Below are 10,956 nucleotides of genomic sequence, written 5' to 3' on the forward strand. Positions count from 1 at the left end.
TAGATTTTCTAAAAATCATAAGGTGAGCACAATTTTCCCAACGATCTTGCCAGACTCAAGAAGCCGATGTGCTTCGGCAACCTCCTCCAAAGGGAAGCGCGCAGCAATCTGAGGGTGAATTTTTCCAGCTTCTATTAATGGCCAAACTTGTGATTCCAAAGAGTGTGCAATACTGGCCTTAACCTGTGTGGATCTTGGCCTTAAAGTCGAGCCGGTAAGGGAAAGCCGCTTCAACATCACCGGTAACATATTCACTTCGACTCTGGCTCCCTGCAGATAGGCGATATTCACGATACGGCCATCATTCGCAGCCACTTGAATATTACGATCAATATAGCTGCCACCCACCATATCCAGAATCACATCCGCTCCATGTCCTGAAGTAGCTTCTTTTACTGCCTGTACAAAATCTTCTTCCCGGTAATTTATTGCTCGCTCGGCGCCGAGTTGTACACAAGCCGCACATTTTTCTGGGGAACCAGCTGTGACGAAAACCCTGGCACCCAGCTGGTGTGCCAACTGAATAGCGGTAGTGCCAATACCCGAGCTACCGCCATGTACCAAGAAGATCTCTCCACTTTTCAAACGAGCCCGATCAAATACATTGGCCCAAACCGTGAAGAAAGTCTCCGGTAATGTCGCAGCCTCCACCATAGACAAAGAACCGGGTATTGGTAGGCACTGCCCTTCTGGAACCGTCACAAAATCCGCATATCCGCCGCCATTAGTTAGGGCACAGATCTTATCGCCAACTTGCCAGCGTTCAACGCCTTCACCCACAGCGGCCACCCGACCGGAAACTTCAAGCCCAAGAATAGGTGAGGCACCTGGAGGCGGTGGGTAATGACCATTACGCTGAACGATATCGGGACGATTGACACCAGCGGCAGCTACCTCAACCAACACTTCACCTGGGGCGACCTCCGGTCTGGGCAGATCCGCCAGCTGCATAACCTCAGGGCCTCCATATTCCGGTAGATCAATAGCACGCATTATTCGCTCCTTTATCCTTTAAATTCTTCACGACCCGATTCAGTGATGGCGACAAACCCTCAAACCATCAGAGAGATATTGAGCACTACTGTACCGCTAATAGGAGGGAATTACAGGAGGGTAAAAGCAATGTGGCCGGGAACACTTGCACAAATCACCGAAAGATCCTGTATGCAAGTGGCCCGGCCAAGAAATGCATTAAATGAGAGCCAATATCTCAATTAATTCCAAAAGTGAGTTGCGATTTAAAGCTCGTATAGGAACTCCACTCCCATCACACGGCCTTTATTCAGTGGTGTGAAACTGGCGCCAACTCCTCCCATAACAGGAGGTAACTGGGTATTGTTACCCTCCGCCATTTCATCCAGCATATTCTTGCCGAACAACGAAACCGTATAGCTTCCATTATCCGGGGTATAGCCGATGCTGAAATCCAGCATATCCACTTCTGACAACATGCCGCGATTGTCATCGGTGTAAGGAGCTTCATCCCTATGATTAAAATTCACACGAGAAGTCAGGGTGCCGAAGGCGCCTAACTGCAAGTCGTGGATAAAGCCCATTCCGTAGGTCCAGGGGGCCAGACGCGGAATCTCAAGACCGAGATCGGTACTATCTACAAGTCCATCGCCATTTAGATCACCCAGCACCTTATCGTAGTCACCGTCAACATAGCCAACATTAAAGGTAAACAGCAGATTTTCACTAAGGGCCGCCATAGCCTCCAACTCGGCCCCGCGGATGGTTGCATCGGCAGTATTGCGGATGATTTGTGCAACCCCTGTTACCGCATCAGGAAGGTTTTCCTCACGCTGCATATCATCAATAGTATTGTGGAATACCGCCATATTGGTGCGTAGACGCCCATCCAGCCAATCCACTTTGGCGCCAATCTCGAAGCTGCTCTGCTCCTCTTGATCGGTAACCTGTGGAGAATAGGGCCTTTCAGTTAAAGGATTAATTCCTGCATTACGGAAATTGTAACCGCCGCTGCGGAAGCCCTTGGTCCAGAAAGTATACAACTGTGTATCATCGGAGACGGACCACTGCAGGCCCACCTTGGGCGTAAAGGCATTCCAACTCTCGCTATCTTTATAGTCGTAGCCTGCACAGCCGTCTAAAGAGCAGAGGTTCAGGGGAATAGAGGCTATCTTGGCATCTTTTTTCTCACTGGAGTAGCGCCCCCCCAGGGTCAAAACCCAAGCTTCATTTAAGTCAATATCCGCCTGGGCAAATACGCCATAAGTGCTGTGATCCTGTTCACCGCCTCCCGTCCAGTCAATTGTCCCGAAACTTAAAAGACGATTCTCCAAGTAGGTGACATCCTGGCTAAACCAGTAAACACCAGTAGTCAGAGCAGTGCGACCAAAACGCCCAGAGTAGCGCAGCTCATTACTAAGCTGGCTCTGATCCACACTGGAATCAGCATGGAACAGCGTAACCGGTAGAGAGTCGATATCACCCAGCCCGTGAGCCTCATATTCCCTCCAGGCGAGAATATTGGTGATGGTGCCATCACCAAAGGCAACATCTTTATTGAACTCGGTAATAACCTGGCTCCACTCATCTTTCTGGTAGCCTTCCTCATTTTGTGCCACCTCAAAAGAATCTCTGCCGTTATCCCAATCATCAATGCCAATTGACGCAGCAATCAGTGGGGCACTTGGAGCAAATTGCAAACCTTCCCTAGTCTGAACATAAGTCGATTCATAACCGCGGTTCTGAGCCACCACACCATCAGAATCCATGCGGCCGTGCTCCATACGCACCAATAGCTCCGCCGTATCGCTCAGCTGGATACTAAAGCTTGGCCGAATAAACCAGCTGTCGGAAGCACCGGCATTGTCGTTGTTAGTGGCAACGTTTTCGAACCATCCGCGGTCATCGTTGTAATAAACCGTTAAACGGCCGTTGACCGTATCGGAAATGGCGCCGTTAATGGAGCCGGCTGCGACAGTATCGAGATTGTCGGTGGTGGATATTTTAAAGCGTGTAGAAAATTCATCCGTGGGGCGGGCAGTCTTTATGACCACTGCACCACCAGTTACATTGCGGCCAAATAGCAGGCCCTGTGGACCCCGCAAGACTTCAACACCTTCCAGGTCGAACAGGTCGGTCACCACACCGGCGTTCACACCCAGATACATACCGTCCACAAACACACCGACGGTAGGATCAATAGAGGGAATAGAACTATTGATACCCAGGCCGCGTACCGTGAAGTTTGCGGTATTTTTTACCGTGCCCACATCTTCCAATTGAACATTGGGCATTTTGAAGGAAAGGCTTTGCAGATCCTTGGTGTGCAGAGCCTCTAACTGATCGCCAGAATAGGCGGTGGCCGCTACGGGAACCTCCTGCAGGATTTCTGCATCGGCGCGTTTGCGGGCGGTGACTTGCACCTCCTCCATTAGAGTACCTACCGAACCCTCAGCGGCAAAGCTGGGGGTCGCACCACTGGCCAACCAAAGAGTCGCTACAGAACAGGCGGAAAGCAGAGCGGAGTGCTGCTTAAGTTTTGACGGACTTCCCATGTTTTCTCTCCATTGTTTTATTGTTTTTATCTACAACAACGGACTTATCGCAATCGGTACTGCCTTATCCCGCCGCTCTACTCTCTCTGTGGAGATTCCGACTTTGCGGGATTCCGATCCAAGACCGCGCTGATAAAGAGGCACAGAATTCGCATATTTTCTGTGACTCAAACAGATTACAGGCTAGCCACGCCCGGTGGAAGTCTATTTATCGCGGATAACGATAAAAATAACTCAATTAGTCTGGAAAGTTCGTTGGAAGAGGAAAAACTAAATCCTGACTAAAAAAAAGAACTAAACATGCACTATTTAAGTGCGAACTTTTAACTCGCCCACACCCAAAATTCCCCTTAAAAAGTAAGGAATCAAAATTTATTTTTGTTAAGAGCAGCCAAGGCGTGAGTTAAATCTAGCTTGATAAATTTAAAAAATGCAGTAACGGCGAAATACAGGCTCAAACTTCGTTATCTTCAACATAAAAGACCTAGCAGTCAGCAAAATTACTCGGTTAATAGACTAGATTTTTCTGGGTGTGGATACTGAGAAATGGTACTTTTGAATATTCTGTTAAAAAAGTGTGACACTAATTACAAATTTCTCCACTTTATACAAAAGTGAATTTGACCATTAAGTCCGGCCACTTTATTGCCAGAAGTAACAAATTATTTTCACCTTATTAGTACATCGCAAACGACCCACTGGTAAGCTAGCCGAGCAATGCCCTATCAATTCGTCAACTGCAAATGCAGCGCTAGGATGTATCCGATCCCTTAACCGCTTGCAGATCAAGAGTCTGCTTTGCCCCCAAGTGTGATTACTTGATGCATCTCAGAAGCATCGAGGGTTTCTTTTTCTAGTAGCGCTTGTGCCAGGGCATCGAGCTCCTTGCGATGGCCCTGTAGAAGATTCTGGACTTCCGCCTCTATTGCGCTGACCAGGGCGATGACTTCATCATCAATAATCTCAGAAGTATGCTCACTGAAATCTTTTTGCTGCGCCATTTCTTTACCAAGAAAGATATGCTCCTCCCCGCGCCGAAAGGCCACGGGTCCAAGTTTCTGACTCATACCCCAGTGCGTTACCATATGCTGGGCCAACCGGGTGGCCTGCTTCAAATCGGACTCTGCCCCACTGCTGACTTCATTAAACACGACCTGCTCAGCCACCCTCCCCCCCAACATCACACCGATGCGATCACGCAGGTAGCTCACTTTCATGTTGTGGTGATTTTCTAGTGGAATCTGTTCTGTTGCCCCGAGGCTGTGTCCCCTGGGAATAATAGTGGCTTTCTCCAACGGATCGGCATGGGGTAGCAGCATCGCGGTGAGCGCGTGGCCAGCCTCGTGATAGGCAACCGTCTTTCGATCTTCCTCCCCCATTATCACTTCCCGCTCGCCACCAAGTACTACTTTGTCCCTGGCCTGTAGCAGACAATCCATATCCACGGCTGTCCTATTTTGCCTGCCCGCCAACAACGCGGCTTCATTAATCAGGTTTTCCAAGTCCGCCCCGGCGAAACCCGCCGTTAAGGCAGCCAAGCGCTCCAGGTCGACCTCCCCATGTAGTGGGACATTCTTAGTATGAATACTTAGGATGTCCCTTCGAGCAGGCCTATCCGGTAAATCCAGGGTGATCTTGCGATCAAAGCGCCCAGGGCGAAGCAGTGCCGCATCCAACACATCGGGGCGGTTGGTTGCCGCTATCACAACCACCGCCTCCTGGGGATCAAAGCCGTCCATTTCGCCGAGAATCTGATTCAGGGTTTGCTCACGCTCATCGTGTCCCCCTCCCAGACCCGTGCCGCGCGCCCGCCCTACTGAATCAATTTCATCGATAAAAATGATTGCTGGAGCCTCTTTCTTGGCTTCAGCAAACATATCCCTCACCCGCGATGCCCCGACACCGACAAACATCTCTATAAACTCCGAACCACTGATACTGAAGAAGGGAGCATCACTCTCTCCTGCCAAAGCCTTGGCCATCAATGTTTTGCCTGTACCTGGGGGGCCCATCAGCAGAATACCGCGAGGAATCTTTGCCCCGAGTTTACGGTAGTGTTCAGGGTCTTTTAGGTAGCCGGCTATTTCTTGCAAGTCCCTCTTGGCATTGGCAAGGCCAGCCACATCAGCAAAAGTCACTTCGGATTCACTGCGTTCATAGCGTTTGGCCGGTGACCGGGCAAAACTGAATGGGTTGCCTGGGGTCATAGCACCCATTCGGGCCTGCATTCGACGCCCCAACCAAACCAGCAAGGCAATTATCAAAACCCACGGCAACAGCAAGATCGCCATCCTTTGCCAAAATCCGCCCTGGGATGATTCCGCTTCAATTATTACCTGCTGCTTTTTCAGTAAGGGCATTAACTCGGGGTCCTGCACCGGGGGTATGGTCGTCTCAAAGCGTTTTTCTTCTGGCTTCTGGGCTTTATCTTTAGTCTCACTCTTTCCCTCGGGCTGCTTACTGGCTACTTGTTTGAAGACTCCGGTGATACGTTGTCCTTCAAAAAGTACACTGGCAATTTCCCCCTTGCTTAGCGCACTCTTAAAGTCACTGTAAGATAAAACCTCTCTTTCTGAACCAAACTGCCCATTCGAACAGTATTGAAGAGTGAGGATCACCAGGAAAAGGAGTACCACATACTGCAGCCAACCAAGTGGACTCTGCTGAGACTGGCCAGAGAGAGGGGAACCTGGCTCCTCGGCAGGTAACTTCTTCCCTTTCTCATCGTCATCCGCCATTGCCATAAGATCTCACTGATATTGGGGTAGCCTACTATCCAAAAATTGAAGCGCAGTCCCTTTATGCTGGAACAATCAGTATAGTTCTCCGCCAACTATGCTGAGCCGGCATATGTATAGGCCCATAAAGCCTCGGGCTAACGAATGAGGGCGGCGCTCAGCGGTCTCAATCAACCCCACCTAAAGGCCTGTAACAACTATTGTTAAAAAGAACTTGCAAACTCTCGTTCCACGCGGCAAAATTCGCGCCCTGTCGAACTCTCTGGCCCTGCCCCAAGGGGCGAAAAAGTTCGATAAGTTGCGGATTTTTAAAGGATTTTCTTTGAAATCAGTTGACTTAAGCAGATCAACTGACTATAGTTCGCACCCATAACGCGCTCGTAGCTCAGCTGGATAGAGTACCTGGCTACGAACCAGGCGGTCGGAGGTTCGAATCCTCCCGAGCGCGCCATACAAAAAGGGCCTGTAACGCAAGTTACAGGCCCTTTTTATTTTTCTGACTTTTTACCTACCTTATAGCTAACAACCTTCAGCTAAGTTAGCTGGCAAGATAGCCTAGCTTGGTTAGTCCCTGAAAAATTGAAAAGGCCTTGATAACAACCGAGGCCCCTTCACTCACCGTACAATACGGAGATTCTCACACCTGCTTACTTGCAGATGTTCTCCTTCTGTACAACATCATATTTCTTCAACAACTCCTGATAGCGGCCACTGCTGCACAGCTTGGCAAGCCCACTATTGAAATCATCGCGCACCTTCTGATCACGGAACCCTACACGGAAATCGGTCATTGGAACGAAGATCGGGAAAAGATTAACCTGATCCATTTTATGTCCCATTTTATTACTCAAATGCTTAAACAGCTCCATATCTACAACCGCCACCACGTCTTTCATTTTCCAAAATTGAGCGACAAGATCGGGGGCTGTTGGAGCCTGAATAATATTCTGGCGCTGCGTACCATTGGGTCCATACATCTTTTCAAATTCCGGCCCTAAATCCATAGGCCCTCCCTGCCAAGTAATCACCTTCTTACCGGCCAAATCAGCAATGCTATCAATTTTCATTTTATCGGTAGCTTTGGTAATTGCGTAATTGGCAAAACTGATCATGTTATTAGAGTAAAAAAGACCATCATCTTTCTTCATCACATTAACAGCTGCCTGTACTTTACCCTGCTCAAGGGCTGGGGCTGTCTCTGCAAAACCCATCTGTTCAAACTGCACCGAATACCCAGGCAGCGCTTCCCGTACAATATCGACCTCCAGGCCACTGGTAGCATTGTTGATCACATAGGGGGGAGCATCGCCAGCTATTGCCACCTTTAAGGGTGTGCCGCCCGATTGGGCAACCGCCTGAACAAGAACACCGAACATCAACCCGAGAAAAACAACAACGGAGCGCATACGCATAACCATCTCCAAAGCGACAGAAAAATCACCCAGACGCCCTAAGTGTTGACACCGAATAGCTATTTATCAAGTCGCATCTTTCCACCATAGAAACAGACTTATACTCAGCCACCCCCTATGCCAGACATATTTTCTAGCCAAAGAACTTGAAAACGGCACGTAATCCCCCCAACTCAGAAAATAGTAAAGCGGTATGGCTATAGACCCCTATTGGAAAACTCTCAACATCAATCTTTTTCCTGAGAACTGCAAAGTCAAACTTGTATTTTGCTCAACCAGGTTTATACCCCCCCCGCTGGAATCCCAAAGAGACTGAAGCAAAGGCCAGCCAGTATGGTATCGATTCAGAAACAACTCACTAAATATAAAAGAACTCTACACAATACAGATGATCGCAATAATCTGACAATCCTAGACTCACAATTGAACACTGAGTTTCGAGAAGTAAGAAAGCCTGGTCGCAGCTTTAATGTTAAATCGATAGCCTCAATGGTACAGATGGAGAAAAACTGCAAGTGGATAGCTCACAGTCAAGATCATAAATACATAACACTCTCCGACCCCCTTCGGTTACGTCTTTATCGGACCGCACACAACGATCGGCAGGAAAATTTCTATGAGTTCTGCAAGCTACCCTCTATTTGGGTATTCAATAAACGGCAGAAACAAATAAAGTACCACCAAGGTACGACCTGTGAAACTTTTTCAATAGACGAGAATAATTCAGCCAGACAGCAGGCACATAATCTATGAGCGCTTTTATTGCAATTATCCTGCTCGCCCTGGCAATTTGGTTAATACCGATTCTTTATCGCCGCTGGCGCATCAACTATCGACGTGCACAAGTATTGACTCAGGAGCAGTTACAGCTCCTCAAGGAAGCGCTTCCTCTATATCACGATCTAAATAGTGGCCAGCAGAAAGAACTACGTGGAAATATCGCACTTTTTCTTCATGACAAAGAATTTGTCGGCTGCGACGGCTTACAAGTGAATGAAAAAATGAGAGTCACGATCGCCGCCCATGCATGCCTTCTACTGCTGGGTCGTAAAAACGAGTGTTACCCCAACCTCTACACCTTACTACTCTATCCGGACACTTACGTTGCCCAGGAAACTCACCGAGAGGGTTATATAGAGACCCACAAGCACAGCGCACGGGAAGGCGAGGCACACTATCGCGGCCCCGTAGTGCTCTCCTGGGGTGATTTGGAGGAAGATTTAGAGTTCCCTCAGCGAGGACACAATGTCGCTTTACATGAATTTGCCCATAAAGTGGATGAGGAAGATGGCTACTTTGATGGCCGCCCACTCTTTGAGAAGTCCAACGATGGCGACAACTGGGCTGCAGTGATGAGCCAGGAATTCCATCGTTTGCGCCAAAAAGCTGAATTTGGCCAGCTCCCCGGTGACAGTCCTTCCGTGCTGGATTTATATGGAGCCCAATCGCCCGCTGAATTTTTTGCTGTAGCCACTGAGAGCTTTTACACCATCCCCATTGCTATGCGCTCCCTACACCCAGAGCTCTACAGGGAACTGAGCCACTTCTATCGACTGGACCCAGCAACACTGGTCGGAGGAAAAGCAGATAGTTCTCCAGGGCTATAACTCTTTCTCTTTAAATTCAACATAGAAATACAATAAGCTAGTGGCAGCTTATAAAAGAAAAATGATATCGAGCATAATTCCAGAAAACTAATACCAGGAAGTATCAATGGAAGCAATTGAGAAAGCGCTTAGCTTTATTATCGAAATAGAGAAGCTCAAAGACATTCAACGGAAAACAAAACCAGTGGGATTGAATCGCTTCGAAAACTCCGCAGAGCACAGCTGGCATGTCTGTCTATGCGCGCTAATTTTGAAAGATTATTCAAATGACCCAATTGATATAAACCGAGTTTTACAAATGCTACTAATACATGATCTTGGGGAAATTGATGCAGGGGATACCATAATATACTCAAGTGAAACAAACGAGGCAAAGACTAAAGAAAAGAAAGGGTTAGAACGACTATTATCATTATTACCTAGAAGTATGAATATAGAATTGATGAAATTATGGGAGGAATTCGAGTCTGGAGAAACGGCTGACGCCCGATTTGCCAAGGCCATTGACCGAACCCCTCCCCTACTACATAACATTTATGGTGAGGGACACAGTTGGAAACAATACGGCATCACCAAGGATCAAATATTTTCTTTAAACGCACGTATTGGAAAGGGTAGTGAAAAACTTTGGTCTGAGATTAGTAGCATGCTAGAGGGGGCAATCAAAGATGGCATCCTCAAGTAAGGGCCTACCTGAATAGGATCAAGCATATAAATTTGAGCCATGGGCTTCCCACAGGGTAATGCTCAACTACCTTAGCCTGTTCTACAATCAATACCATTCTTGTATAGCTTCCCCTGATTGCTACCAATATCTGAATAGTTTCCAACTCCTTCTGGAATATAAATCGTGCCAAAAGTAGCCCTGCCAATCCTCGGAGCCTTTATTCTTTTTTTGCTCCACACCGCATCAGCCAATTCGCCTATTAAGTGCCAACCCTTATTTAACCATCAGGATGATAAGGTTGCTCAATACAATAGGTGCACCCAAATTGACTTCCAACCCAGTAGTATCGACGGATCGGCAACGATCATAATGCGGCGCAATAGCAAGGGGGCTTGTGCCTATACCACAGCTGTCCAATGTGGCAATAAAAACATACAGATGGAGGAAATTGCTGCGATAGATTTCAAGGTCTCTATTCCTGCGGGCAAATGTAACCCAACCGAGTGGATTGCTGTATACATGTTCCCCTGGTGTGGAGAATCTGGGGGATGTTGGAGCGGCGGGGAACGAGAAGTGGACTTTGTAGAAACAATGGGCCCCAATGGCCCCGGTGACCTAGCCTCCAATTGGGGAGGTCGCCCCAAGCAGGCAGAGTGGATCAACCAACATGGCGCCATCAGAGTCGATAGTGGCACTAGCCAGCATATCACTTTTACTTCCAGCCAAGTTCTCTCAGGACCCAAAAGCGGCACTTATCAATGGGACATTCGAGTGTGTGCCCCTTCGGCGACAAAGTGTGAAAACACTAATCAACTCTGGCATGCTTACCGTGAGAAAGGCCCGACTATTTTTGATGAGTCGATGATGATCGTTATTGACAACTGGGGAGTTAATCACCCACCAAGAGAGGGCTGCACTTTAGAGGTTACAAATATGCTAATCACTAAACACTTGAGGTCATCTAAAGAGTAGGCAAAATTCTGAACATCCTTACCATTTTCCAAA

The 10,956-nt window shown here is 48.0% G+C and carries 7 protein-coding genes and 1 tRNA gene; 4 read left to right on the plus strand and 4 right to left on the minus strand.

The window, feature by feature from the left end; translation table 11 throughout:
- Nucleotides 1-15: 15 nt before the first annotated feature.
- The 3 genes from ACJJJA_RS16815 to ftsH form a co-directional block, all read right to left on the minus strand.
- The gene (locus ACJJJA_RS16815) at nt 16-993 is read right to left on the minus strand and encodes an NAD(P)H-quinone oxidoreductase (RefSeq protein ID WP_444902822.1); all 978 of its coding nucleotides are present in this window, start codon (nt 991-993) and stop codon (nt 16-18) included.
- A 245-nt stretch (nt 994-1,238) separates the two neighbouring features.
- Nucleotides 1,239-3,527, minus strand: coding sequence for a TonB-dependent receptor (locus tag ACJJJA_RS16820; protein ID WP_444902823.1), 2,289 nt, complete (start codon nt 3,525-3,527; stop codon nt 1,239-1,241).
- Nucleotides 3,528-4,312: 785 nt separating this feature from the next.
- Nucleotides 4,313-6,271 carry an ATP-dependent zinc metalloprotease FtsH gene (gene ftsH, locus ACJJJA_RS16825; RefSeq protein ID WP_444902824.1) on the minus strand — a complete coding sequence of 653 codons (1,959 nt, stop codon included), beginning with the start codon at nt 6,269-6,271 and terminating at the stop codon, nt 4,313-4,315.
- A 368-nt stretch (nt 6,272-6,639) separates the two neighbouring features.
- Between ftsH and ACJJJA_RS16830 the strand changes: the two genes are divergently transcribed.
- A tRNA-Arg gene (locus tag ACJJJA_RS16830) sits at nt 6,640-6,716 on the plus strand.
- Nucleotides 6,717-6,912: 196 nt separating this feature from the next.
- Here the strand turns inward: ACJJJA_RS16830 and ACJJJA_RS16835 are convergent.
- Entirely contained in the window at nt 6,913-7,677 is a 765-nt protein-coding gene (locus ACJJJA_RS16835) for a substrate-binding periplasmic protein (RefSeq protein ID WP_444889715.1), read from the minus strand.
- Between the two features lie 749 nt (nt 7,678-8,426).
- Between ACJJJA_RS16835 and ACJJJA_RS16840 the strand changes: the two genes are divergently transcribed.
- The 3 genes from ACJJJA_RS16840 (at nt 8,427) to ACJJJA_RS16850 (ending at nt 10,923) form a co-directional block, all read left to right on the plus strand.
- Nucleotides 8,427-9,284, plus strand: a complete 858-nt coding sequence (locus tag ACJJJA_RS16840) for a M90 family metallopeptidase (protein WP_444902825.1) — start codon at nt 8,427-8,429, stop codon at nt 9,282-9,284.
- 106 nt (nt 9,285-9,390) lie between these two features.
- A complete protein-coding gene (locus ACJJJA_RS16845; RefSeq protein ID WP_444902826.1) occupies nt 9,391-9,969 on the plus strand; it encodes an HD domain-containing protein in 579 nt (192 codons plus the stop codon).
- Nucleotides 9,970-10,320: 351 nt separating this feature from the next.
- The gene (locus ACJJJA_RS16850; RefSeq protein WP_444902827.1) at nt 10,321-10,923 is read left to right on the plus strand and encodes a hypothetical protein; all 603 of its coding nucleotides are present in this window, start codon (nt 10,321-10,323) and stop codon (nt 10,921-10,923) included.
- Nucleotides 10,924-10,956 lie beyond the last annotated feature (33 nt).

This window comes from Microbulbifer mixtoriginis (SeqCode), from assembly GCF_052466865.1.

Coding starts and splice junctions, on each gene's coding strand:
- ACJJJA_RS16815 (WP_444902822.1), bottom strand. CDS start 993: ATGCGTGCTATTGATCTACCGGAATATGGAGGCCCTGAGGTTATGCAG.
- ACJJJA_RS16820 (WP_444902823.1), bottom strand. CDS start 3,527: ATGGGAAGTCCGTCAAAACTTAAGCAGCACTCCGCTCTGCTTTCCGCC.
- ftsH (WP_444902824.1), bottom strand. CDS start 6,271: ATGGCAATGGCGGATGACGATGAGAAAGGGAAGAAGTTACCTGCCGAG.
- ACJJJA_RS16835 (WP_444889715.1), bottom strand. CDS start 7,677: ATGCGTATGCGCTCCGTTGTTGTTTTTCTCGGGTTGATGTTCGGTGTT.
- ACJJJA_RS16840 (WP_444902825.1), top strand. CDS start 8,427: ATGAGCGCTTTTATTGCAATTATCCTGCTCGCCCTGGCAATTTGGTTA.
- ACJJJA_RS16845 (WP_444902826.1), top strand. CDS start 9,391: ATGGAAGCAATTGAGAAAGCGCTTAGCTTTATTATCGAAATAGAGAAG.
- ACJJJA_RS16850 (WP_444902827.1), top strand. CDS start 10,321: ATGCGGCGCAATAGCAAGGGGGCTTGTGCCTATACCACAGCTGTCCAA.